At 44.1% G+C, this 23,662-nt stretch carries 25 protein-coding genes; 11 read left to right on the top strand and 14 right to left on the bottom strand.

The features are described from left to right. Positions 1-327 precede the first annotated feature (327 nt). Complete coding sequence (locus tag EWM62_RS06090; protein ID WP_129875765.1) at positions 328-1,830, top strand: ATP-binding cassette domain-containing protein; 1,503 nt, start codon at positions 328-330, stop codon at positions 1,828-1,830. On the opposite strand, the gene EWM62_RS06085 is transcribed toward EWM62_RS06090, so the two are convergent. Beyond that, a complete protein-coding gene (locus EWM62_RS06085) occupies positions 1,823-2,431 on the bottom strand; it encodes a hypothetical protein (RefSeq protein ID WP_129875764.1) in 609 nt (202 codons plus the stop codon). The genes EWM62_RS06090 and EWM62_RS06085 overlap by 8 nt on opposite strands. A gap of 142 nt (positions 2,432-2,573) precedes the next feature. Here EWM62_RS06085 and mqnC point away from each other — a divergent pair, with 142 nt between their 5' ends. From mqnC to EWM62_RS06065, 4 genes are all read left to right on the top strand, one after another. After that, positions 2,574-3,698, top strand: a complete 1,125-nt coding sequence (gene mqnC / locus EWM62_RS06080) for a cyclic dehypoxanthinyl futalosine synthase (RefSeq protein ID WP_129875763.1) — start codon at positions 2,574-2,576, stop codon at positions 3,696-3,698. A 242-nt stretch (positions 3,699-3,940) separates the two neighbouring features. Further along, positions 3,941-4,501, top strand: coding sequence for an SMC-Scp complex subunit ScpB (scpB, locus tag EWM62_RS06075; protein WP_129875762.1), 561 nt, complete (start codon positions 3,941-3,943; stop codon positions 4,499-4,501). A 136-nt stretch (positions 4,502-4,637) separates the two neighbouring features. Beyond that, the gene (locus tag EWM62_RS06070) at positions 4,638-4,841 is read left to right on the top strand and encodes a hypothetical protein (RefSeq protein WP_129875761.1); all 204 of its coding nucleotides are present in this window, start codon (positions 4,638-4,640) and stop codon (positions 4,839-4,841) included. An 86-nt stretch (positions 4,842-4,927) separates the two neighbouring features. After that, on the top strand, positions 4,928-6,058 hold the full coding sequence (locus tag EWM62_RS06065; protein WP_129875760.1) for a GNAT family N-acetyltransferase: 1,131 nt from the start codon (positions 4,928-4,930) through the stop codon (positions 6,056-6,058). A 17-nt stretch (positions 6,059-6,075) separates the two neighbouring features. Here EWM62_RS06065 and EWM62_RS06060 read toward each other — a convergent pair whose 3' ends face one another. From EWM62_RS06060 to mce, 12 genes are all read right to left on the bottom strand, one after another. Next, positions 6,076-6,420, bottom strand: coding sequence for a helix-turn-helix domain-containing protein (locus tag EWM62_RS06060; protein WP_129875759.1), 345 nt, complete (start codon positions 6,418-6,420; stop codon positions 6,076-6,078). 82 nt (positions 6,421-6,502) lie between these two features. Beyond that, positions 6,503-7,858 (bottom strand): UDP-N-acetylmuramate--L-alanine ligase, encoded by a 1,356-nt coding sequence (locus EWM62_RS06055; RefSeq protein ID WP_129875758.1) that lies wholly within the window; start codon positions 7,856-7,858, stop codon positions 6,503-6,505. 73 nt (positions 7,859-7,931) lie between these two features. After that, positions 7,932-8,780: a universal stress protein gene (locus EWM62_RS06050; protein ID WP_129875757.1), complete on the bottom strand. Its 849-nt coding sequence runs from the start codon at positions 8,778-8,780 to the stop codon at positions 7,932-7,934. A 95-nt stretch (positions 8,781-8,875) separates the two neighbouring features. Further along, complete coding sequence (prmA, locus tag EWM62_RS06045) at positions 8,876-9,712, bottom strand: 50S ribosomal protein L11 methyltransferase (RefSeq protein ID WP_129875756.1); 837 nt, start codon at positions 9,710-9,712, stop codon at positions 8,876-8,878. Between the two features lie 4 nt (positions 9,713-9,716). Continuing rightward, the gene (locus EWM62_RS06040) at positions 9,717-10,154 is read right to left on the bottom strand and encodes a hypothetical protein (protein WP_129875755.1); all 438 of its coding nucleotides are present in this window, start codon (positions 10,152-10,154) and stop codon (positions 9,717-9,719) included. An 87-nt stretch (positions 10,155-10,241) separates the two neighbouring features. Then, a complete protein-coding gene (gene tpiA, locus EWM62_RS06035) occupies positions 10,242-11,006 on the bottom strand; it encodes a triose-phosphate isomerase (RefSeq protein ID WP_129875754.1) in 765 nt (254 codons plus the stop codon). 61 nt (positions 11,007-11,067) lie between these two features. After that, positions 11,068-12,249, bottom strand: a complete 1,182-nt coding sequence (locus EWM62_RS06030) for a putative sugar nucleotidyl transferase (protein ID WP_129875753.1) — start codon at positions 12,247-12,249, stop codon at positions 11,068-11,070. Between the two features lie 65 nt (positions 12,250-12,314). Then, positions 12,315-12,563 (bottom strand): type B 50S ribosomal protein L31, encoded by a 249-nt coding sequence (locus EWM62_RS06025; RefSeq protein ID WP_129875752.1) that lies wholly within the window; start codon positions 12,561-12,563, stop codon positions 12,315-12,317. 190 nt (positions 12,564-12,753) lie between these two features. After that, complete coding sequence (locus EWM62_RS06020) at positions 12,754-14,136, bottom strand: right-handed parallel beta-helix repeat-containing protein (protein ID WP_129875751.1); 1,383 nt, start codon at positions 14,134-14,136, stop codon at positions 12,754-12,756. A gap of 106 nt (positions 14,137-14,242) precedes the next feature. Further along, positions 14,243-15,661: a right-handed parallel beta-helix repeat-containing protein gene (locus EWM62_RS06015; RefSeq protein ID WP_129875750.1), complete on the bottom strand. Its 1,419-nt coding sequence runs from the start codon at positions 15,659-15,661 to the stop codon at positions 14,243-14,245. Between the two features lie 244 nt (positions 15,662-15,905). Further along, entirely contained in the window at positions 15,906-16,349 is a 444-nt protein-coding gene (locus tag EWM62_RS06010; RefSeq protein WP_129875749.1) for a hypothetical protein, read from the bottom strand. 60 nt (positions 16,350-16,409) lie between these two features. Next, positions 16,410-16,808 carry a methylmalonyl-CoA epimerase gene (gene mce / locus EWM62_RS06005; protein ID WP_129875748.1) on the bottom strand — a complete coding sequence of 133 codons (399 nt, stop codon included), beginning with the start codon at positions 16,806-16,808 and terminating at the stop codon, positions 16,410-16,412. A 223-nt stretch (positions 16,809-17,031) separates the two neighbouring features. Between mce and EWM62_RS06000 the strand changes: the two genes are divergently transcribed. From EWM62_RS06000 to EWM62_RS05985, 4 genes are all read left to right on the top strand, one after another. Beyond that, positions 17,032-18,243 (top strand): IscS subfamily cysteine desulfurase, encoded by a 1,212-nt coding sequence (locus EWM62_RS06000; protein ID WP_129875747.1) that lies wholly within the window; start codon positions 17,032-17,034, stop codon positions 18,241-18,243. A gap of 108 nt (positions 18,244-18,351) precedes the next feature. After that, positions 18,352-18,765 carry a Fe-S cluster assembly scaffold IscU gene (iscU, locus tag EWM62_RS05995; protein ID WP_067192943.1) on the top strand — a complete coding sequence of 138 codons (414 nt, stop codon included), beginning with the start codon at positions 18,352-18,354 and terminating at the stop codon, positions 18,763-18,765. 100 nt (positions 18,766-18,865) lie between these two features. Beyond that, positions 18,866-19,192 (top strand): HesB/IscA family protein, encoded by a 327-nt coding sequence (locus tag EWM62_RS05990; protein ID WP_129875746.1) that lies wholly within the window; start codon positions 18,866-18,868, stop codon positions 19,190-19,192. A 117-nt stretch (positions 19,193-19,309) separates the two neighbouring features. Continuing rightward, a complete protein-coding gene (locus EWM62_RS05985; protein WP_129875745.1) occupies positions 19,310-19,765 on the top strand; it encodes a flavodoxin family protein in 456 nt (151 codons plus the stop codon). 113 nt (positions 19,766-19,878) lie between these two features. Here EWM62_RS05985 and EWM62_RS05980 read toward each other — a convergent pair whose 3' ends face one another. Further along, a complete protein-coding gene (locus EWM62_RS05980) occupies positions 19,879-20,832 on the bottom strand; it encodes an acyltransferase family protein (protein WP_129875744.1) in 954 nt (317 codons plus the stop codon). A gap of 172 nt (positions 20,833-21,004) precedes the next feature. Here EWM62_RS05980 and EWM62_RS05975 point away from each other — a divergent pair, with 172 nt between their 5' ends. Beyond that, a complete protein-coding gene (locus EWM62_RS05975) occupies positions 21,005-22,921 on the top strand; it encodes an AMP-dependent synthetase/ligase (RefSeq protein WP_129875743.1) in 1,917 nt (638 codons plus the stop codon). An 18-nt stretch (positions 22,922-22,939) separates the two neighbouring features. Next, positions 22,940-23,662, top strand: coding sequence for a CPBP family glutamic-type intramembrane protease (locus EWM62_RS05970; protein WP_129875742.1), 723 nt, complete (start codon positions 22,940-22,942; stop codon positions 23,660-23,662).

The following is a 23,662-nucleotide window of genomic DNA, read 5'->3' as shown; positions in this document are numbered from 1 at the left end:
TGTGTTCTCGTTTGGTAAAAATTGTACAGCAATCAATACAATAAAGATTGCCAACAGGCTCATTGGTACAAGAGTTTCAACAGCAACTAACAATAGTTCCATAGTAAATTATTTGGGGGATAATAATTAAAACTAATTTATTCTTTGCTTAGCTCAAATCGCTATTCTTCATTCAGGTTGTCTAAATCTAAAAATTGTTTTTTAAAAAATGCAAGGAATGTTGATAAGTTAATAAAAAAGTTACGAAGTGGATAACTATAAGCATTTTGAACAGAAACATAACTTAAAGCCTAATTATTTAAGGCTGATGTGTAAATTCGCTGCCCTATGAAGCCACCTTTAATAACCCTTGATAAAGTATCTGTAAAATTCCCCAACATATTGTTGTTCAGCAATTTAAGCTTTACGTTACAGCAGGGGCAAAACTGGGCCTTAGCGGGCAAAAGCGGCTCGGGTAAAAGCGTTTTGCTACAAGCTATTGCCAGTAATGTGGGTATAAATGGTGGCAGCATCACCTATGGTTTTATGGATGATGTGTATAAGGCCCCACCCACCGATGACTTACTTACATTCCATCGCTTTATAGCCTTTGCAGGGGCCAGGCATCATTTTAAAACCCTTTCCAACACTTCCGATTTTTATTACCAGCAACGTTACAACTCGTCCGACTCGGAAAACACCCTCACCGTACGCCAATACCTGCAAACTGTAAAGGTTAATCAGCATAAACCACCTTACTGGACATTTGATAAAACCATTGCTGCATTAAACCTTACAGAACTGTGCGACAAGCAAACCATTAAATTATCAAACGGCGAAACCAAACGCCTGATGATTGCCGCCGCCCTGCTTAAAAACCCGCTGATACTATTACTGGATAACCCCATGACGGGGCTGGATGTAGCTACACGTAAAGCCTTTAATGTTTTGCTGAATGAGGTTTCGGCGTCGGGCATCAGTATCATGATGGCCACACCTGCATTCGAGATCCCCGATTGTATAACCAACGTTGCTGTGTTAGATAATGGCGCTATCAGCCAAAGCCTAACAAAGCAGGAGTTTGAAACGAGCGGGCATCAATCGGCAGAAAAAACAACTGTTGATACCGCGGCGCTAAAGCAGTTATTAAATACATCGGCAGTAAACCATAGTTACAAGCAAATAGTAAGCATGCGCGATGTGCATATCCAATACGGTGATAAAACCATCCTTAACAAAGTGAACTGGCATATAAACCCCGGCGAGCGCTGGGCATTGCTTGGCCCTAACGGCGCGGGTAAATCAACCCTGCTGAGCTTAATTAACGGCGATAACCCACAGGCATACGCCAATAACATCGTACTGTTTGATAAAAAGCGCGGCACCGGCGAAAGCATCTGGGATATTAAAAGCAAGATAGGCTTTGTATCGCCCGAGCTTTACCAGTACTTCCCTACGGATAACTCCTGCCTGCAGGTTATTGAAAGCGGCTTTTACGATACGCTGGGCTTGTTCCGCCCAAGCAGCAAAGCCAAAGCCGACCTGGCGCTTAACTGGATGAAAGCCCTGGAGATAGACAAATACGCCCGCCAGCTACTTAAAAATATACCTGCCAGCGCGCAGCGCCTGTGCCTGCTGGCCCGCGCCTTAATTAAAAACCCTGCACTACTTATATTTGACGAACCCTGCCAGGGACTGGACGACCACCAGCAACAGCATTTTAAGGCCGTGGTTGATGCCATTTGCGGCATAAGCACCGTAACCCTGATATATGTTACCCACTACCAGCACGAGATACCGGATAGCGTGGATAAGGTGTTGAGGTTGGATAAGGGGGAAGTGGTTAGTTAGAAGGATGAATTTTGAATTGCCTTCTGAAAGCAAAAAATAACATCAACAAAAAGGGAATAATTGAAGGCCAAAAAATATAATACGGCTTTAAAAAACTGATTATCTTATTGAATAATGAAGGTTCATTATTCAATGTGACAGTCCCACACATGATTAAGCCACCCTCATCTATAGTCATTACTCCAGTTTCTGGCTTATATGGCTTTGGCACAGTAATAAACACTTTGTCATTATAAGGGATAAAACCTATTTCCTTTAAGCTATAAGCGGCGTCAATTATATTAACCAGGTCGCGATATTTAGATTTACCGGTAAAATTAACCGTGACACCTTTCCCATATTCTTTATTCCTGATCATCTGTTTACAAATGTCTTGCACCTCTTGCACTACAACTCTATTATTATTCTCATTTCCGGTTATATAAAAATTGGGGTAATTATCAAAGGCCCTGATATTGATTTTAGACTCAAAATGCTTATTCCACTTTTCAATAGTAGTATCATTAAACCAATGCATATCAATAGCAGCCCATTTCTGAAACTGTCCCTGGTATGCAAAATAACAAATACAAAGCAACGGCAAGCATATGAGGCTAATCATCCCCGGAAAGTATAGGCGTTTAAATAAACTTTTCTTAACCCGCGTCATTCACTAAAGTTAAACATAAATATGGATTGTCAACCTAACAACACCTTTCGCCTTAAACCTTTCGCCTTTACCCTCCCACTACGTATATTTGTACATGAATACAGCCGAACTGTTGCAGCGTGCTTTAGCTTTTGATTTTTTGAGCATTGACGAGGGGGTTTACCTTTACAACAATGCCTCAACGGCCGACCTGATGTATGTAGCCAACGAGCTGCGCAAGATCCAGGTGCCGCATGGCAAAGTTACCTGGCAGATTGATAGGAACGTGAATACCACCAACGTTTGTATCGCCAACTGTAAGTTCTGTAACTTCTTCCGCAGGCCGGGGCACGATGATGCTTACATCACGGATATTGAGACCTATAAAAAGAAAATTGAGGAAACGTTTAAATACGGCGGCGACCAACTGTTATTACAAGGCGGCCACCACCCCGATCTTGGCCTTCAGTTTTATACCGATCTGTTCCGCGAGCTTAAACAGCTGTATCCAAAATTAAAACTGCACTCGTTAGGTCCGCCCGAGATAGCCCACGTAGCCAAACTGGAAAGCATGAGCCATTACGATGTGCTTAAAGCCATGAAAGAGGCCGGACTGGACTCGCTGCCCGGCGCAGGCGCCGAGATCCTGAACGATCGCGTACGTCGCCTCATCTCCAAAGGTAAATGCGGCGGGCAGGAATGGCTGGATGTAATGCGCGCCGCCCACCGGCTTAACCTGCCATCATCGGCCACCATGATGTTTGGCCATATCGAAACCATTGAAGAACGCTTTGAACACTTGGTTTGGATCCGCGATGTACAGGCCGAAAAACCCGAAGGCAGTTATGGTTTTGTGGCCTTTATCCCATGGCCTTTCCAGGATGATGGAACATTATTACGTAAAGTACGCGGTATCACCAATAATGTTACCGGCGATGAGTATATCCGTATGATTGCTTTAAGCCGCATTATGCTGCCCAATATTAAAAATATCCAGGCATCGTGGCTAACGGTTGGCAAACAGGTAGCGCAGCTTTGCCTGCACGCCGGCGCTAACGATTTTGGGTCGATAATGATAGAAGAGAACGTGGTATCTGCCGCAGGCGCACCGCACCGTTTCACCGCGAAGGGCATCCAGGATTCTATCAAGGAAGCCGGTTTCGAGCCCCAACTGCGTACCCAAAAATACGACTGGCGCGATGTACCTGCTGGGATTGAAGAGCAGGTGATAGATTATTAAGAAGGGACTTTAGAATCAAGAAGCAAGAACCAAGAGGTTTCTAACTATTTGCGTTAGGGATAGCAGCGGATACCGGCCGGTGACTAAGGCCTGTGCAGTATGAGCGGATAGCCCGGGCTGAAAGCAACGCACCAATAGTCATTTCACGCAAAGACGCAATTATGAAAACAACTTTTCGTGTCTTACTGTCTTTGCGTGAGCACTAACCACGCATAAGGAAAAATAAAATATATTTGCACCTCATGGAAAACATCGGGCAATATATCGAGGCGCTTATTTTTGCATCTGAACAGGGTATCCGTACCGAGGAGATCATTTATTGCCTGCAGGCATCGTTTGAGCATGACTACACTGCCGATGAGGTTACCCGGCAAATAGACGCCATCAGCCAAAAATACCAGGATGATGCGTTCGCTATCGAGGTGGTGAAGATCAACAACGGTTACCAGTTCCTCACCAAAAAAAGATATCACGCGGCCATCAGCCTGCTGCAACTGCAGCGCTCTAAAAAGAAACTGAGCCAGGCCGCGCTGGAAACCCTGGCCATCATCGCCTATAAACAGCCGGTTACCAAAACCGATGTAGAGCAGATCCGCGGGGTAAACTGCGATTACTCGATCCAAAAACTACTCGAAAAGGAACTGATCGCCATTACAGGGAAGTCGGAAAGTGTGGGCAAACCCATACTTTATGGCACCAGCGGCTTGTTTATGGACTATTTTGGCATAAACAACATTACCGAACTGCCACAGCTTAAGGAAATTACCGACAACAGTTCGGCCATTGGCGAGCAATCTGAATAAATTTAAAAATGATTTTAATTAAAAATGATTTTAATTATTTTTACTGGTAAATAATGCTGATTATAGCGCAGCGAAACTAAACACAAAAACAAGTAGGTTATCCGATATAAGTTTTAACAAATAAACATTTATTAAAATGGCAGCTCCAAAAAAACCTTTAAATACCTCTACCAAAAAGATCAGCGATGATGATGATGATGATTTTGATGACGACCCAAAACCGGGCAAAAAAGTGGTGGATGATGATGACGATTTTGACGAGGATATTCCCCTGGATGACGACTTAGGCGTTGCCGGCTTTGACGGGTACGACCCGTACGACGAGGACGACGACGATTAATACCCTTAATGGTATAAAAATATATGCAAAGCATTCAGTAATACGCTGGATGCTTTTTTTATAACCGGCAAAACCCATACATCCCCATGAAGCTTACCGAAGTTAAAAGCAAGGCCGATAAAAACGCGTTTTTAGATGTTGCGCGCATTATCTACAAAGGTGATGATAACTGGGTTTGTCCGCTGGATAATGATATTGAAGCTGTTTTTGACCCGGCGAAGAATAACTTCCATAGCCATGGTAAGGTTACAAGATGGGTGTTGAGGGACGATAGTGGCAACCTCATCGGCCGGATAGCCGCTTTTATAAACGATAAAAAAGCATACCAATACGAGCAACCTACAGGTGGCTGCGGCTTTTTTGAGTGCACTGATGATAAGCAGGCCGCCTTCCTGTTATTTGATACCGCCAAAAACTGGCTGCAGCAAAACGGCATGCAGGCTATGGATGGCCCCATCAACTTTGGAGAGAATGATAACTTTTGGGGCCTGCTGGTAGAAGGTTTTACGCCCCCATCCTACGGGATGAATTATAATCGGCCGTATTACCGCGCATTTTTTGAAGATTACGGTTTTACCACCCAATACGAGCAGATCACCAATCATTTGGATGTGCACAAGCCTTTCTCAGAACGCTTCACCAAAATTGCCAACTGGGTAATGAACAAGCCGGGCTACACGTTCAGCCATTTTAAAACCGCGGAAATGGAGAAATTTGCCGCCGATTTTATAGATATCTATAACGATGCCTGGCAGGATTTTGAAAATTTTGTGCCGATAAATCACACTACCATACTGGAAAGCTTCGAAAAAATGAAGGCCATTATGGACGAGCAGCTGATATGGTTTGCATATGTAGATAACGAGCCTGCAACGTTCATTGTTATACTGCCCGATGCCAACCAAATGATAAAGCCGCTTAACGGCAAGCTGAATTTATGGGGAAAGCTGGTATTTTTGTACCGTAGGTGGCGCGGGGTATCGCGTATGCGAGCCATTGTAATGGGCACCAAACAAAAATTTCAAAAACACGGGCTGGAATCGTGCCTGTTCATCAAATTAAAAGAATATGTGTTGCCCCTAAATCAATACGATGAGCTTGAACTATCGTGGGTGGGCGATTTTAACGAGAAAATGATTGCCATACACGCCGCCGTGGGGGCAACATTTGGCAAAAAGCATTTAACTATGCGTTATATATTTAATAAGCCCGGCTAATATCCGGGCTTATTATTTTATGCGTTGGCTACTTTTTTGTGGCGTAATTCTTCAAAAAGCTCAATAACCTTTTTCTGCAGGTCGATAACCTCAGTTTCGCGGTCCATCAACTTTTTGTTAACGTTCTCCAGTTCGCTGGCAATTTTTTGGTCTTGCTCTACTTCGTTGTAGGTAAGCAGCTGAACTACAGACATTTCGAATAAAACCGCTATCTGCTCAAGGCGCGAAAGGTTTATATCCGTGATACCGGTTTCAATTTTAGAAAATGCAGGAATGGAGATGTCTAAACGTTTAGCAACTTCTTCCTGGCTCCACCCTTTTTGGTGGCGTAATAACCGGATCTTTTTTCCAAGTGTCTTCATATATGACTTTAATTAGGTAAGGTTTCTCAATAGTTAATAAAGTTACAACTTTTTTTATTAACAAACTAATAATCAATAAATTTTATAGTAAATTATTTTTAAGTCCTATTAAATTAATCCCGCCAAAATTACCCGAACTCATCATCAGCAGGTTACTATTGGCAATATTTAAAGCTTCCAGATAGGCTAATAATTTCACCGGTTCATTAAAAAACAGCAGGTTTTTATTTGCAAAGGCCTCTTTTACAGCCTCGGCCGGGTAGGGCTCTATCTTTTTCTGTTCGAAAGTTTTACGGTCTATAAAAACAATAGCCTTATCGGCCTGGTCCATAGTGCCGGCGTATTCGTTCAAAAAATCTTTATTTAAACTGCTAAAAGTATGAAGTTCTATACAGGCTATCAGCTGCCTGTTGGGGAACTGCGTCTTCACAGCTGCTATGGTAGCTGTTAATTTCGACGGCGAATGCGCAAAATCTTTAAATATGGTGGCGTTATCGTTTTTACCAACTACTTCCAGCCGGCGGGCGGCACCTTTAAAGGTGGTAATGTATTGGTAAAAATCGGCGCTGTTGATGCCCAGCGACTCGCATACCAAACGAGCGGCCTGCATATTCAGTAAATTATGCTGGCCAAATACCTCCAGCCCGTAAGTTTTACCATCGGCCACAATACTTGTTACGCCGTTGTCAATGGTGTATTCGGGCAGGCTGTAGGGTATAGTTTCTATGCCGACATTTAACTTTGATACCATTGTATCAAGCACCTCGTCGGTTTGGCTATATATCAACCTGCCATTGGGCTGTATGGTTTCGGCAAAGATCCTGAACTGGTCTATGTAATTATCAAACGTGGGGAACACGTTGATATGGTCCCATGCTATACCGCTGATCACACCAATATCCGCTTTATAGATATGGAACTTTGGCCGCCTGTCAATAGGCGAAGCCAGGTATTCGTCTCCCTCGATAATGATCACAGGTGCATCGTGCGTTAGGCCAACCATGGTTTCAAAGCCTTCAAGCTGTGCGCCTACCAGGTAGTCAAACTTTTTACCTGCTTCCTGCAATACATGCAGTATCATACTGGTAATGGTGGTTTTGCCGTGGCTGCCGCCGATAACCACGCGCAGCTTATCTTTCGATTGCTCGTAAATATAATCGGGGTACGAGTAAATTTTGATACCCAATTCCTGTGCTTTCAGCAACTCCGGGTTATCTATCCGGGCATGCATCCCCAGGATCACCGCGTCGATATCGGCAGTGATCTTTTCAGGATCCCATCCCTCCTGCACGGGCAAAATGCCATACTTAGCCAGGCGCGAAGCCGATGGCTCGAACAGTACATCATCAGAACCGGTTACGTTAAATCCTTTTTTATGCAGGGCAATGGCAAGATTGTGCATAGCACTGCCGCCAATTGCTATAAAATGTACTCTCATTAGTATATGTTAGGGGCAATTAAGCAGCAAATTAACACAAAAAACAGCTGCCCTAACAACAATTTTTCAAATACTATTTAAGCAGCAAAACAGGTATGGTAGAGTTTTTTGCCAGCTGCTGCGATATGCTGTTGTGCATAATAGATTGCAGGAAACTGTAAGTATGCGGCAGGGCAATTACCATCTGTGCTTTGCGGTCGGTTGCAAAATCAAGTATGCCGGTAATAATATCGGGGTTACTTACATAAAAGTACCTGGGATGAAAGCTTTTTAACATGCCGTGCAGGGCGCTTTGTTGTGCCAGTTGTTCGGTATCGGCATCTTTGCCGGCGGCGTTTATATTTACCACCAGCAGCTTAATTACCTGTTTGCCCAATAGCATATGCAAACTATCCATGGGGATATTTTCCTTTACCTTTTTAAAATCGCAGGCTATCACGGCTTCGTCAATTAACTGGTAACGGTAATCGGGCGGCACCACAATAACCGGCGCCGGGCTTGCCTTTGATATTTTGATCACGTGGTCGCCAATACCGGCGCTGCCTTCGCGCACGGTACTGTTGCCAATACTACCCAGTATTACCAAGTCCGCATTGTCTTCGGCAATTACATCAACCACGGCGCGTAAAAGGTGCGAGCGGTTAAGGCGTACGTTTACCCTCACCCCGTCCCTAACCTGTTTGCTTAGCTTGCTTTGAAGTTTTTTCAGCTGCTCCACCCGGTCTTTAGCTTCCTCCTCAATTTCTTCCTGGCGCAGCATCAGCATATTAGGGTCGGGGAACATGCTCTCGTACGGCGAAATGTAGTAAGCGTTCATCAATATAATGGTTGCTACATCGCTTTGGTGACTTAGCCGCGCTGCAAAATCGGCGGCATTGAACGCGGCTTCAGAAAAATCGACAGGTACGAGATAGGTTTTCATATTTGACAAGGTTGAACACCCCCCAAACAGGGTGTTTAAATTTAGCAAATACAAATTTAAAATTAAAGGATACAGCAGGGTTGGAATAGCGGATATTACAGGACAAATTTTGCCGCCACCCACTCTTTGTCTTTTTTGTGGATGATGTATTTGAGGTTATACTTGCGCGCTTCTTCGGTGATGATATCCAGGTCGGGCGATTCGTAAAAACCGCTGAAGTAGATCTCGCCGCCGGGCTTAAGGGCTTCGGCGTAGCGCGCCATCTGGTCGATAAGGATATTGCGGTTGATGTTGGCCAGGATGATATCGTACTGCTGGTTGGGGATAACCTCTTTCGACCCGCAGAGGGCTTTGATGTTATCGATATTATTCAGTGCCGAGTTTTCGATGGTGCTTTCGTAACATACCACATCGTAATCTATAGCGGTAATATCATCAGCGCCAAGTTTGGCGGCAAGTATAGCCAGGATGCCGGTTCCGCAGCCCATATCCAGCACCTTTTTGCCGGCAAAATCATTCTCCAGCATCAGGGCCATCATCATGGCGGTGGTTTGATGGTGGCCGGTGCCAAAGGCCATCTTAGGGTCGATAACGATCTCGTACGGGAACTCCGGCTTTGGCCCGTGGAAAGTCGCCCGAACAAAAACCTGGTCGCCTATCTGTATCGGCTCAAAATTACTCTCCCATACCTCGTTCCAGTTCTTCTGCGGGATAAGCGTAACCTCGTAACTAAACGTGAACATTTCGCGGTAAGCCGCCAAGGTCTCATTCAGCAAACCTTCGTTAAAATCATCTACAGGGATATATGCCTTAAAGCCAAGGTCAACCTCTTCAAAAGTATCAAAACCAATTTCGCCCAAAGCGCCAATCAGTAAGTCCTGTTGGTAATCTTCGGTAGTAATGGTTGTAAAAAGCAGTTCGTAGTAATTCATTTTGTTAGATGGTAGGTTGGGGCTTAAAGTATTTAATGCTATCTATCGCGTAAAGCATCAGCAAATTTAAGGCCCAGTATATTGCCTGTACCCCAAATAATGTAGCCACAGATATCAGCAGCGTATAGTAGCTATCCGCAGGGTTCCAAACAATGTATCCTATAGCTGCCGACAATAGTGAACAAGCCCCTAAAACCGAAAGTACAAGTTTGCGCTTATTTAGTAACTTATTCCAAACCGGAACAATTATCAATAGTTGTGTAAGAAACAATACCGCGTAAAGCAGGGGGCCAACGTACGAAAAGTAAAACATAAGGCTTTGTATCGTAATGGCATTCCCCTCGCCATTTATATCGCGATGCAAATTATCAAGCGCGGTTATCCTGGCAAATACCGAAAACAGTATAAACGTAGGGATAAGGGCTTTGATAAGTAACTTCATGGGAGAGATATGAATATTGAGATATGCGATATGAGACTTAAGACGTTTTGTTTGTCTCAAATCTCATATCTACATCTCAAATCTAACTTAATTGAATGCTTTAACAATATCCGTAAAGTCGCGCGATTTTAGGGATGCACCACCTATTAGGCCGCCATCGATATCCGCGCAGGCAAAAAGCTCGGCAGCGTTTTTTGGGTTACAGCTACCGCCGTACAGTATGGTGGTATCATCAGCAACCTGCTGACCGTATTTTGCAGCCAGTTCCGCACGGATGAACGCGTGGATCTCCTGCGCCTGGTCTGATGTGGCGGTTACTCCGGTACCAATCGCCCAAACCGGCTCGTAAGCCAATACTATCTGTCCAAATTTATCCGCATCTAAATGGAACACACCTTCAACCAACTGGCTTTTGATGATATCAAAATGCTCGTTTGCTTCGCGCTGCTGTAAAGTTTCGCCGATGCAGAAGATGGGTTTTAGACCGTTAGCCAGGGCTGTATCGGTCTTTTTTGCCAAAAGCTCATTGCTTTCGCCAAAATACTGGCGGCGCTCCGAGTGGCCTAAAATAACATAACCGGCACCAACAGACTTGATCTGCTTTGCAGATACCTCGCCGGTGTAAGCGCCGCTTTCGGCCTGGTGGGCGTTTTGCGCACCAACTGATACTTTATTGTAGCCTTTAGCCAGCTGCGCCAGGCTATGCAGGTGAATAAACGTACTGCAAACCACCACTTCCTGGTTACCTGTCGCTTCGTCTTTAACCATGTTTATCACTTCGGTAAATAAACCAAGCCCTTCGGTATAATCAAGGTTCATTTTCCAGTTTCCGGCTACAATTTTTTTTCTCATTTCTATATTTTTATTGATTTTATGATGTATATGATTACACTGATTGATAGCGATCAGTCAATTATTTTCTAAAAGATTTTGTCAGTTCGTACACCTCAGTAAGGATGGCTTTTTCGGCATCGTCAAACTTGCGGTGCGGGCGGCGGCCTATGGCTTTCGCGGCGGTTTCCATCATTTTATCAAAACCGTATTCTACAAAGCCATCCGCGCCACCCCAGCTAAAATCGGGGATATAGTTTGGCGGGTACCCCCCACCAAATACATTGGCGCTAACCCCTACTACCGTGCCGGTGTTAAACATAGTGTTGATACCACATTTGGCATGGTCGGCCATGATAAGGCCGCAAAACAGCAGGCCGGTATTGCGCATGCTTTGGCTCGGGTAATCCCACAGCTTCACCTCGCCGTAATTATTCTTCAGGTTAGAGTTGTTGCTATCGGCCCCTATATTACACCACTCGCCTACCACGGCATTGCCCAGGTAGCCTTCGTGGCCTTTTGAGGAGTATCCCCAAACCACCGCGTTGTTCACCTCGCCGCCAATGCGGCAGTATGGGCCAATGGTGGTTGCGCCGTAAATTTTGGTGCCCATTTTTATTTGCGAGTGGTCGCACAGGGCAAACGGGCCGCGGATATTGGTACCTTCCCAAACCTCGGTATCGGCAGCTAAGTAAATTGGGCCGTTGATGGTGCTAAAACTGCAGCACTCGGCCTGCGCGCCATCCTCGGCAAAAAAATCGTTGCCAATAATGGTATTGGTGCTGCTCATTTTGGCGCTTTTGCGGCCTTTGGTGAGCAGTTTAAAATCTTTACGCAGTTCGGCATCGTTTTTACGGAAAATGTCTTCGGGATGCTTAATAACGATCAGATCGCCGGTATAAACCGTTTCATTAGCGTATTTACCAAAAGGGTCGAAGTTACCAGCGTATAAATCCTTCAGCTTAACAGCAACCAGTTTATTTTGATAAGTTAAAGCCTCGCCGCTTTGTAAGTTATTTATAACCTCAACAACCGCTTCATCCGGGCAAACCGAGCCATTAATAAAAATATTATCGTCCTGAATATTGAGCGGGAACCTGGCCTGCAGGTATGCTTCGGTACGGAAAGAGAAATCTGAGCTTAAATATTTAGCCCATTTTTCGGCGATGGTTAAAATACCTATTCGCAGATCGGCAACCGGGCGGGTGTATGTTAAAGGCAGAAGGGTATTGCGAGCGTCGTCGTCGAAAAGGATGATTGCCATGGGCCAAAAATAAAAAAAGTCCCCCGTTTTGCGGGGAACTTGTAAATATTTTATTGAAAAAACACTTAGCTTCTGTTGTAACGGGTACGGAACTTGTCTATACGTCCGGCTGTATCAACTAACTTCATTTTACCTGTGTAGAACGGGTGCGAAGTGTGTGAAATTTCTAATTTGATCAATGGATATTCGTTGCCATCTTCCCATTTAACGGTTTCGCGGCTTTCGATACATGATTTGGTTATAAAAGAGTAGTCGTTTGACATGTCTTTGAAAACAACTAACCTATAGTTTGATGGATGCAGATCTTTTTTCATTGCTATTGTATACTTTTCTTTCTTATAAAAGAGGTGCAAATGTAACAAAAAAAATCAAAAGTGAAAAGTCAAAAGTAAAAAGTTTTTAACAGGCTGATTTTGCCAATTATTGAGTTAGTGAATTAGCGAATTAGAGATTAACCACGTTCTCTATTTGCTCTGTACAAAAAATCAATCAATCACTAAATAATTAATACTCCGTTGCCCCGATATCAAAAGCATTGCCTGATGGGCGCGCGGTACCGTAATAGTCGGCGTTTATACCGTAAGATGCGGCGTTTGCACCGGCGTTGATGAGCGGCGATGATGGCTGTAAATGAAAATCGTCCCCGTTAAAATTAACAAACCCGCAGGCGTTGATATCGTTACTTATATAATTGTTTAACGCGGTAAGCTTAACCCTGCTGCTTATTTTGTGTATGGCAAGGTTCGAGCCCGGTTTGATGATAGCGTTATTGATAACGGTGTTCATAGGGATGCTCTCGGAGTTCATTTTTATTCCGTCGGCACCCGGTGATACGATAGTATTGTTAATGAATTGGAAGTTTGGCCCCGGTGTGTACCGCGAATCGGCAAAGATGCCGTTGGCTCCGGCGTTGATAATAACGTTATTATATACCACATTATCGCCAAGGCCCAGTACAATAATGCCGTTACCCGGCGCATCTTTAATAAGGTTATTATAACATTTGCCGCCTGTGCCCTCACCTATCTGGATGCCGTTATTTTGCCCGGCAGAAAAGGGCGATAAGCCGGGAGATTTAACAGTGTTGTTATATACCTTACAATCGGCAATAGCGCTGCCCACCTGGATCCCCTCGCAACCGGTAGAATCGATGATGTTGTTATAGATCTTCACATTTTTTACATCGTGGGGCAAAACATTACCACATGCTATCAGACTACCAAATGCATAAAAGGAGTTGCCTATGTAAAGCCCTTCGCCGCCGGTTTTGTGGATATAGTTTTTATGGATGGTAATATTTTGCATGGTGAAATGGCCGCGCTGGGTAGCCACATCGCACGATGGGTCGGTTTTGGCCATGATGCCCGCGAAGCCGCTGTTACGCACTTCTACATTGGCTATCTCAAAATCCGAGCTAAGGTCGTCCATCGTCATACCGATGTTGCCGCCGTTTAAGTCGAATCCATACTTAATGCCTTCGGCGCCATCGCCGGTTATTTTAAAATAGCGGCAGTTTTGGGTTTTAAGAGCGTACGACGCCGTAACAGCAACCTTAAAGGTTACCTTGCCCCCTTTGTTGACGATGGTTATGGGTTGGGCGGCGGTGCCTTTAAAATTTTTAAGCAGCAGCGCGCCGCGCGTACCGGCAGGGATGCATACTACCGAACCCGCGGGGATGTTAGCACCGTCAACAAACCATTCGGATGGTTTAACGGTGTAGGTACAATCAGTATTTGTTTGCGGATCGGTAACGGGAGGTTCAACTTCTTCGCCCTGGGTGGTAACCGTGGGTTTTGCCTTGTCCATAGTGCTTTTAGAGCACATGGCAAAGGTTGATAAAACCAACGCACAGGCTATCCCGCATATAAGGTACTTAGTAATGTTCATTTTTAAGTTTAAACAGCGCTAAAATTATTGGGGCAGGTGAAGATATATATTTATACGCAAATTTTAAACTTATGGTTTCCTTGAGGGTTTATTTTGACATCCTTTATCATGGCTCCTGGTACTCGGCAGCGCCAATATCAAAGTCATCGGCGGCGGGGCGCAGGGTGTTAAAAAAATCATTGACAATACCATACGATAGTACATTTACCCCCGCGTTTATAAGCGGCGATGAAGACAATAAATGATAGTTATCGGCGCTATAATTTACAAACCCGCAGGTATTAATATCATTGCTGATGTAATTATTAGCCGCGGTAAGCTTAACACTGCTGTTCATGGTGTGTATAGCTATGCCCGATCCCGGATCTATGATAACATTATTGATAACCGTATTCATGGGGATGATGGTCGAATTTAATTTTATCCCATCCTGGCCCGGCGAGATAATGGTATTGTTAACAAACTGAAAATTTGGCCCCGGCGTGTACCGCGAATCCGCGAAAATACCATGCGCCCCGGCGTTAATGATATAATTGTTGTATACCAGGTTATCGCCCAATCCCAAAACAATAATACCATTGCCCGGCGCATCTTTCACCATATTATTGTAGCATTTACCGCCACTGCCTTCCCCTATTTGTATGCCGTTGTTCTGGCCGCTTGCAAAGGGTGACAGGCCCGGCGATTTAACCGTGTTGTTAAAAACCTTACAGCCCGAAATGACGCTGCCCACCTGTATGCCCTCGCAACCGGTAGAGTCGATAATGTTGCTGTAAACCTTAACGGTTTTAATATCATGTGGTAAAACCCTGCCGCAGGCCAGTGTAATACCTTCCGCGTAAAACGAATTGCCTATATAGATACCCTCGCCGCCTGTTTTATGGATATAGTTTTTATGAATGATGATATTGCGCATGGTAAAACGCCCGCGCTGTGTAGCCACATCGCAGGATGGATCTGTTTTGGCCATAATGCCTGCAAAACCGCTGTTGCGCACTTCCACATTGGCTATCTCAAAATCCGAGCTAAGGTCGTCCATCGTCATGCCGATGTTGCCGCCGTTTACATCAAACCCATATTTAACGCCCGCAGCACCGGTACCCAGGATCTTAAAGAACTGGCAGTTTTGTGTTTTAAACCCGTATGAAGCCGTAATGGAGGTTGAGAAAGTAACCCTCCCGCCTTTGTTTACGATAATAATGGGCTCATCTGCGGTGCCTTTAAAGTTTTTAAGCAGCAAGGCGCCGCGCGTACCGGCAGGGATGCACACCACCGAGCCAGGGGCTATATTGGTACCATCAACATACCATTGCGAAGGCTGTACAATGTAATCCGGATCGCTGACATCCATCACGGTTTGCCTTTCATCGGCGGCGATATCTTCATCTTCCCCGGTTGTAACAGCGGGACTTTGGGCCGTAACTGTACTTACGGGTTTTTCAATTTTGTTGGGGGTTTTGGTGCACATCGCAAAGGACGATACAACCAGCATGGCTGCCATGCCGCGCAATAGGTAAATTTTCATCAGAGGGGGTAATAAAATGCAAACGGCTTATTATACGGTGTTTAGCACCTTAGGGTTACTCCTAAAAGTTTTGAAAATTTGGAGGGTTGTAAGTCGGTTCGTTGGATGGTTTAGTGGAGGTTAGGTTGGGTTACAAGGCATAAGGCCACAAGCGAGGACGTATGTGGTAGCGTTGGTGCAAGTTAAGGACGCGGGTGCATACTAAGCATACGGCCACAACCGGACACATGCGGTAACATACGAACTACTTTTTATCAACAGTTATAACCGTATTATAATTTAATTGACCTTTAGCTTTGGTAATAGTTACATTGATAGTTACAAAACCATGTGTAATTTTTGTTTCGCGTATCCGATCTACGGCCACTGCCATTAATTTCATATAATATCCGGGCTGTTTGGAAAAAAACATGGTTACATCATTATTCGTCCAAAGTGACGGTAAGTTTTTATAGCATGTTGAATCCCCCGGTTTTAAACCTGCAAACATTAACTCCTTATTATTATACTTAACGGCTATTTTAGTGAATGCAATTTTACCTGCATTTTTAACGCGGATATTAACGCCGCTATCTGATGTTTGACAAGGGCTGTCTTTTAATTGTTCTTGGGTAGTGATCAGATATGATGATTTACAGCCGGATAAAATAATTAAAGCGACTGCGAGTGAAAAGCTTATATATCTCAATGTTAAATTTTTACTGTAATTTACGAAGCATACCGCACATCACCAACTTAAATACTGCAACTAAACGCTCTGGCACAGCTCAATCAGCACCCCATTCGTCCCCTTTGGGTGCACAAAGCAAACCAGTTTATTATCCGCGCCTTTTTTAGGCACATCATTCAATAAAACAAAACCTTCGGCTTTTAGGCGGGCCATTTCGGCAACAATATCGGTAACATCAAAGGCTATATGGTGAATACCTTCGCCGCGTTTCGCTATGAATTTGGCGATAGGGCTATCGGGACTGGTGGCTTCCAGCAGTTCTATCTTATTGGGGCCTGCCTGCAAAAAGGCTGTTTTAACCCCTTCGCTTGCCACATCCTCTATTTTATAAACAGTTGTATTCAGCAGCTTCTGGTAGATGTCACCCGAAAATTCAATATTGTTAACCGCAATGCCAATGTGTTCTATCTTATTCATTTAGTTTAATCAATTTAGTCACCCGATAGCTATCGGGATTAGTGATTTGAAGGGTATTAGTTGGTTATTGGTGCCGGCATTACCTTTCAGCTTTAACCTTTCGCCTTTCACCTTCCTCCTCATGTCCAAATATTGTAAATAAATGGCATCTAAATGCAATTTATAGCGGCTTACTAATGTAAAAGTAAAAGTTTACGTATATTTGTCTTGTTAATTTTTAATCATGAATATCCCCATTTACTTAGATAACAACGCTACAACACCTATGGATCCAAGGGTGCTTGAGGCTATGCTGCCCTACTTTAACGAAAAGTTTGGTAATGCGGCAAGCCGTAACCATCCGTTTGGCTGGGTAGCCGAAGAAGGCGTTGATTATGCACGCGAGCAGGTTGCAAAATTAATTGGCGCTACCGAAAAGGAGATCATCTTTACATCGGGCGCTACCGAGTCTGACAACCTGGCTATCAAGGGCGTGTTTGAAATGTACAAAGAGAAAGGCAACCACATTATCACCGCGGTTACCGAGCATAAAGCTGTTTTAGATGCCTGTAAACATGTTGAAAAACTTGGTGGTAAGGTTACTTACCTGCCGGTTAAAGAAGACGGACTTGTTGACCTTGCCGTTTTAGAAGCAGCCATGACCAACGAAACCATCCTGGTATCTATTATGTATGGCAACAACGAGATCGGGGTTATACAACCTATAAAAGAAATTGCCGCTATCGCGCATAAATACGGTGCCCTGTTCATGACAGATGCTACACAGGCTGTTGGCAAAATACCGGTTAACGTTATTGCCGATGGTATCGACCTTTTAGCTTTATCGGCACATAAAATGTACGGCCCTAAGGGTGTTGGCGCGTTATACGTTCGCCGTAAAGGCCCAAGGGTTAAAGTTACCGCCCAAATGGACGGTGGCGGCCACGAGCGCGGCATGCGTTCGGGCACATTAAACGTACCGGGTATTGTAGGTTTAGGTAAAGCTTGCGAAATTGCAGGTTTAGAAATGGAAAGCGAAGCTATCCGTTTATCGGGCTTACGCGATAGGTTAGAAAAAGCATTAACTGTACTGGAAGAAAGCTATGTGAATGGTAACGTGGACCACCGCTTACCGCATGTTGCCAATATCTCTTTCAAATATGTTGAGGGCGAAGGCTTGATGATGGCCATGAAAGATCTGGCGGTATCATCAGGTTCGGCTTGTACATCGGCATCATTAGAGCCATCTTACGTTTTAAAAAGCTTAGGATTATCTGATGACCTTGCACACTCGTCTATCCGTTTTGGCCTTGGCCGTTTTACTACCGAAGAAGAGGTTGATTACGCTGTAGAAGTAACGAAAACAGCGGTTACCAACCTGCGCAACATGTCGCCGCTTTGGGAAATGTTTAAAGAAGGCATCGACCTCGACTCGATTGAGTGGGCGGAACACTAATTGCCCCCGGCCCCCTGAAGGGGGAGCTGGAATAATTGATTAAGAAATTAAAAATAAACAAACTTCTATTCCCCCTTCAGGGGGTTAGGGGGCTAAATAAACAAAGCTATGGCTTATTCAGATAAAGTAATTGACCATTATACTAACCCCCGCAATGTGGGTACGTTAGATAAAAGCAGCCACAAGGTTGGTACCGGCCTTGTTGGCGCGCCAGAGTGCGGCGACGTTATGCGCCTGCAGATCCAGGTTGATGATAACAACATCATCACCGATGCTAAATTTAAAACCTTTGGTTGCGGTTCGGCAATCGCTTCTTCATCTTTAGCTACCGAGTGGCTTAAAGGAAAAAGCGTTGACGATGCCATGAAGATAGACAACATGGATATCGTAGAAGAGCTTGCCCTTCCGCCGGTGAAGATCCATTGCTCGGTTTTAGCAGAAGATGCTATAAAAGCAGCCATCAACGATTTCCGCGTTAAAAACGGCATGGAGCCAATCGTATTGGAGAAATCACATCACTAATTTTTAGTAGCAAGTATCAAGTAGTTAGTATCGAGACTTTGGTACTAACTTTGAATGAGAAATCTTGATACTTGATACTAATTACTTGATACTAATAACAATGGTAACTGTAACTGATAAAGCAAAAGCTAAAATAGATAACCTGATGCGGGATAGCGGGCTTGATGCCTCGTATTTTCTGCGGGTATCTGTACAGGGCGGCGGCTGCTCGGGCTTATCATACAACCTCGATTTTGATAACGAGGAGAAAAAGGGCGACCAGTTTTTTGAAGACCGCGGCGTACGCTTCGCGCTGGATATGAAATCGTTTTTATACCTGGCCGGTACCGAGCTTGACTTTAGCGACGGATTGAACGGCAAAGGCTTTAACTTCCATAACCCAAATGCTACCCGCACCTGCGGCTGCGGCGAAAGCTTCTCTGTTTAGGCCTCTCCCCGGCCCTCTCCAAAGGAAAGGGTGATTAAGGTAAAAACTTTATATTATAGTAACACAAAATATTAAAAAGGTTGATTATATTTATATAGTCAACCTTTTTTGTTTAATATGATGGAAAACAGGTCGCTTGTTATACTGGGCAGTAACCGCAAAAACAGCCTCACCGAGCAGATAACCCGCAAGGCCCTGGGACAAACCGGGTTTGATCTGATCGACCTGCTCGACCATAAAATTGCCCACTACAACTACGACGGACACTACCCCACCGGTGACGAATTTGAAGCCATCATCAGCAAAGCGCTACCCTACAATAACATTATTTTTGCAACCCCCGTGTATTGGTACAGCATGAGCGGAGTGATGAAAGTATTTTTTGACCGCCTTACCGACCTCATCACCATTAAAAAAGATATGGGCCGCCAGCTGCGTGGTAAATCCGCATCTATGATAGCCGTTGGCGCCGACCCCACTATCCCCGATGGCTTTGAAGTCCCCTTTAAACATACCGCCGCTTATTTGGGCATACATTATAAAGGGTGTACATATTATGCCACGAAGGCATAACGGGAACTATTTAAAGGCAATATCTGAAATACCACCCGGAAGAAATTTAAATCACCAAAAATGCCCTTGGTTGGGTGTTTTAGTTGCTTGTTTATTTTTTGAACCTGATAACATTACAAACGCTTGCTGTAATTAATTGCCGGTCGCTCTATTAATGCATAGAAAATGGCCGAAACAATTATGCTTGTAATTAAGCTTGCAAAAAACAGATAAAACGGCTCAATTTGCCTACTGCGCAACCAACCCACTAAAATATAAGTTACCGGCATGTGCAACAAATATAATGAGTAAGATATTTTGCCGGTGAACATTAAGGGTTTTAAAGAAAACTTATGTTTATATAAAACCACAAAAGCAACGGTTAATAATGGGAAAAGGCCTGATTTAATTGAAACTGCGGCCATAACATAACCTGCAAATAAAAGTAACGACGCAATAAAAAACCCCGTATTAATCTTTTTCACATACCACATAAATAGTATAAAACCCATTGTAAAATTGTAAAGATTGGTGACAATAATACCTGAGTAATTAGCCCCTAAAGCAATACACACCACTGCGGGTATTATTACAGCAACTACTGCTGATTTTGCCGGTATTTTCATCAATACCGGGTACACTAAACCAATAATAATGTAAAACTGAAATTCGATGGCCAAAGTCCAATAAACGTTAAGGTACCACTTAGCATTTGTTACAAATGGCACTAAATAGGTTAAGTGGTAAAAAATTGATCTAAAATTTATGGTGGATAGTGGCTCCAAACCGGCAATAAAAACGATAACTATACTTATCCAATATGGAGGATCTATCCGCAAGATCCTGCGTAACAAAAAAGTAAAGAAATCCTTTAAGATATATTCTTTTTTAAAAAGCGAGTACGGTAATATAAAACCGGAAATAACAAAGAAAATGGCAACGCCGTTTGGCCCAATATTAATAATAGATTGAAATAAACCCGTGGTGTGGTATCCTGTTAAAATACCAATATGAACTAAACAAACCAAAAGAGCTGCAATTGCCCTTAATATTGTGATACTTTCTATCTGTTTATACTGTGCCTGCATCTTCCAAACCAAAAATGCAATTAATTTTTATAAAGACCATAAACAGTATGTACGTAAGTATATTAAGCGGCCGCATTGATACAATACCCCGTAGGATTTATGTTGGCTTATGCGGTTTTTAATTAAATGTAAAATAATTAGCTTTGTTAGCATATAACCTGATATAAACTTGATGAACATTATAGCTGAGCAATCAACTATACCGGAACTGATCCGTAATATTGTTGCCAACATACACCCCGAAGACCATACCTTCCTGATCCACAAAGTAAAAGATACCTGGGTCGAGATCTCTTATAAACAGGCGCTCGAAAAGATCGACGCCCTGTCGGCATGGTTCCTCAATATAGGCATCAAAAAAGGCGACCGCCTCGCCCTCATCATCGAGAATGGCCCCGATTACGTTTATTACGACCAGGCCCTGCAGCAAATTGGCGCGGTAAACACGTCCATTTACCCCACCCTTTCCGAGGCCGAGATAGAATACATCCTAAATGATTCGGAAGCGCGCACCATTATTACGGGCAACCCCTTCCTGTGCCGTAAGGTCTTGAAGGTCGCAAATAATTGTCCTTCACTTATCCGCATTATCCCGGCTTTTGAAGGCTTCGAAAAGTTTACCGAAGGCCTGCAGCTAAACGCAGATGTTGTGGGCTTAAAACGTGTAATTGAAGAAGGTATGGCCATAGTAGATGAACATCGTGCGGCCATCAACGCCGCCCGCGAGGCCATCCTCCCGTCAGATCTTTCCTGCCTCATTTATACATCGGGCACAACGGGTACGCCAAAGGGCGTGATGCTTACGCACCACAACCTTACCGAAAACTGCAAGGCAAGCCTGCAGCAGATCTTTATTATCGAAAAAACCGACCTGTTTTTGTCGTTCCTGCCGTTGTCGCACGTATTCGAGCGCATGGCTACTTATTATATCTGCATGAATAAAGGCTGTACCATAGCCTTCGCGCAAAGCCTGGAACTGCTGGCCCGTAACATGGCCGAAGTTAAGCCAACCGTAATGTGCTGCGTACCGCGCCTGCTGGAGCGCATCCATGATAAAGCCATGAAGAACGGCTTGTCTGCGGGGGGCATCAAAACAAAGATCTTTACATGGGCGCTTAAAATTGGCCGCCAATACCGTTTGGTTAACGAGGCCGGTAAAAAGCCGGGCATCATCCTTAGCGTCGAACAAAAGCTGGCCGACAAACTGGTATTTAGCAAGATAAAGGAAAAAACAGGCGGCCGCTTAAAGGTGCTGCTATCGGGCGGCGGTGCGCTGCCCAAAAATATCGGTGAGTTTTTTGGCGATATCGGCATTAACCTGCTGGAAGGCTTCGGGCTAACCGAAACTTCGCCGGTGATGGCCGTTACCGAGAACGACCGCATTATTTATGGTACCGTTGGCCGCATTATTCCGGGCATTGAGGTGGGCATTCAGCATGTGGATACCAAAAAGATCTATACCAAACAAACCCACGACAGTTTTAACCCCAATTATGAATCGGAAGAGGGTGAGATCATTGTTCGCGGGCATTGCGTAATGAAAGGCTACTGGAATAAAGCTGAAGAAACAGCCGCGGTAATAGACCCTGAGGGATGGTTCCATACGGGGGATATCGGCCGTTTTTACCGTGGTAACCTGCAAATTACCGACCGCCTTAAAAACATGCTGGTAAATGCCTATGGTAAAAACATATATCCTACCCCGGTAGAGAATACTTATTTAAAAAGTCCCAAAATTGAACAGGTGTTTTTAATTGGCGATAAACGCGAATACATTACCGCCATACTGGTGCCCGGCCGCGAATTGCTGCAGGAAACCTTTAAGCTTGGCAACGACTTTTTTGAAAAACCCGACCTGTTCATCGAAGACAAAGAGATCATCGACTGGATAAACAAGGATATAAAGCCACTGTCAAACGAGTTGGCTAAATTTGAGCGCATTAAAAACTTCATTGTAAAGCGTACGCCTTTTAGTATGGAGGAAGGTGAGATAACCCCTACGCTTAAAGCCAAGCGCAAAGTAATAGAAAAGAAATATGCCGATGCTATAGATGACCTGTACAACAACGGAGAAGATGATGCGGAGTAAAGCGAACAGGACAGCCAAATGCTAAAAGAACTTTTTGCCATTAGCGATTATCCCTCGCTGGATACCGAACGCCCATTTCAAAGCAAGTTTGTACTACTGTTAAAAATTTATGGCATAGCTTTCCTGCTTAATATCTTAAGCGCGCCCGTTAGCGTGGTCTGCGATTACCTGGTGACCAACGTTTTTCATCTTAAAAGCATCAGGACACAGTACTGGCAATCGATGTTGAAATTTTTTAAGATGTATGGGTACGCCAGGGCGATCGTCTACATCTGCATTATTGCACCGGTGGTAGAAGAATGTATCTTTCGCCTGCCACTTACCCTTAAAAAACAGCACATCGCTTTAGCGCTGGGCTTTGCTATGCTATTAGCTTCGCGCCTTATACCCGGCCTGCAGCAGCAAGGTACAGTAATAAAGCTTTTAGTGTGGGCTGTGTTAATTACAAGTGGTTATTTGATCTTCAATAGGTTTTTACCCGAAATTAAGCCCCCCGGCAAAAGGCTTCAAACGCGGGTAACTGTTATTTCTATAATAGTTTTTGGGCTAATGCACATTTCCAACTACATGCCGCTGCATTGGGACATATTATTTATATATCCTTTTTACGTTTTACCGCAATTATTTATGGGTTGGTTTTTAACCTATATCCGCTTTAAAAATGGCTTTGTTTGGGGAATTGCGTTGCACATGCTGATCAACAGTGTATCTATGCTGCTGTACATGACATTCAAACCTTAG

This window comes from Mucilaginibacter terrigena, assembly GCF_004168255.1.
Taxonomy (GTDB): domain Bacteria; phylum Bacteroidota; class Bacteroidia; order Sphingobacteriales; family Sphingobacteriaceae; genus Mucilaginibacter; species Mucilaginibacter terrigena.
This window is presented reverse-complemented; position numbering and strand designations above follow the sequence as displayed.

Coding starts and splice junctions, on each gene's coding strand:
- EWM62_RS06090 (WP_129875765.1), top strand. CDS start 328: ATGAAGCCACCTTTAATAACCCTTGATAAAGTATCTGTAAAATTCCCC.
- EWM62_RS06085 (WP_129875764.1), bottom strand. CDS start 2,431: ATGATTAGCCTCATATGCTTGCCGTTGCTTTGTATTTGTTATTTTGCA.
- mqnC (WP_129875763.1), top strand. CDS start 2,574: ATGAATACAGCCGAACTGTTGCAGCGTGCTTTAGCTTTTGATTTTTTG.
- scpB (WP_129875762.1), top strand. CDS start 3,941: ATGGAAAACATCGGGCAATATATCGAGGCGCTTATTTTTGCATCTGAA.
- EWM62_RS06070 (WP_129875761.1), top strand. CDS start 4,638: ATGGCAGCTCCAAAAAAACCTTTAAATACCTCTACCAAAAAGATCAGC.
- EWM62_RS06065 (WP_129875760.1), top strand. CDS start 4,928: ATGAAGCTTACCGAAGTTAAAAGCAAGGCCGATAAAAACGCGTTTTTA.
- EWM62_RS06060 (WP_129875759.1), bottom strand. CDS start 6,420: ATGAAGACACTTGGAAAAAAGATCCGGTTATTACGCCACCAAAAAGGG.
- EWM62_RS06055 (WP_129875758.1), bottom strand. CDS start 7,858: ATGAGAGTACATTTTATAGCAATTGGCGGCAGTGCTATGCACAATCTT.
- EWM62_RS06050 (WP_129875757.1), bottom strand. CDS start 8,780: ATGAAAACCTATCTCGTACCTGTCGATTTTTCTGAAGCCGCGTTCAAT.
- prmA (WP_129875756.1), bottom strand. CDS start 9,712: ATGAATTACTACGAACTGCTTTTTACAACCATTACTACCGAAGATTAC.
- EWM62_RS06040 (WP_129875755.1), bottom strand. CDS start 10,154: ATGAAGTTACTTATCAAAGCCCTTATCCCTACGTTTATACTGTTTTCG.
- tpiA (WP_129875754.1), bottom strand. CDS start 11,006: ATGAGAAAAAAAATTGTAGCCGGAAACTGGAAAATGAACCTTGATTAT.
- EWM62_RS06030 (WP_129875753.1), bottom strand. CDS start 12,249: ATGGCAATCATCCTTTTCGACGACGACGCTCGCAATACCCTTCTGCCT.
- EWM62_RS06025 (WP_129875752.1), bottom strand. CDS start 12,563: ATGAAAAAAGATCTGCATCCATCAAACTATAGGTTAGTTGTTTTCAAA.
- EWM62_RS06020 (WP_129875751.1), bottom strand. CDS start 14,136: ATGAACATTACTAAGTACCTTATATGCGGGATAGCCTGTGCGTTGGTT.
- EWM62_RS06015 (WP_129875750.1), bottom strand. CDS start 15,661: ATGAAAATTTACCTATTGCGCGGCATGGCAGCCATGCTGGTTGTATCG.
- mce (WP_129875748.1), bottom strand. CDS start 16,808: ATGAATAAGATAGAACACATTGGCATTGCGGTTAACAATATTGAATTT.
- EWM62_RS06000 (WP_129875747.1), top strand. CDS start 17,032: ATGAATATCCCCATTTACTTAGATAACAACGCTACAACACCTATGGAT.
- iscU (WP_067192943.1), top strand. CDS start 18,352: ATGGCTTATTCAGATAAAGTAATTGACCATTATACTAACCCCCGCAAT.
- EWM62_RS05990 (WP_129875746.1), top strand. CDS start 18,866: ATGGTAACTGTAACTGATAAAGCAAAAGCTAAAATAGATAACCTGATG.
- EWM62_RS05985 (WP_129875745.1), top strand. CDS start 19,310: ATGATGGAAAACAGGTCGCTTGTTATACTGGGCAGTAACCGCAAAAAC.
- EWM62_RS05980 (WP_129875744.1), bottom strand. CDS start 20,832: ATGCAGGCACAGTATAAACAGATAGAAAGTATCACAATATTAAGGGCA.
- EWM62_RS05975 (WP_129875743.1), top strand. CDS start 21,005: ATGAACATTATAGCTGAGCAATCAACTATACCGGAACTGATCCGTAAT.
- EWM62_RS05970 (WP_129875742.1), top strand. CDS start 22,940: ATGCTAAAAGAACTTTTTGCCATTAGCGATTATCCCTCGCTGGATACC.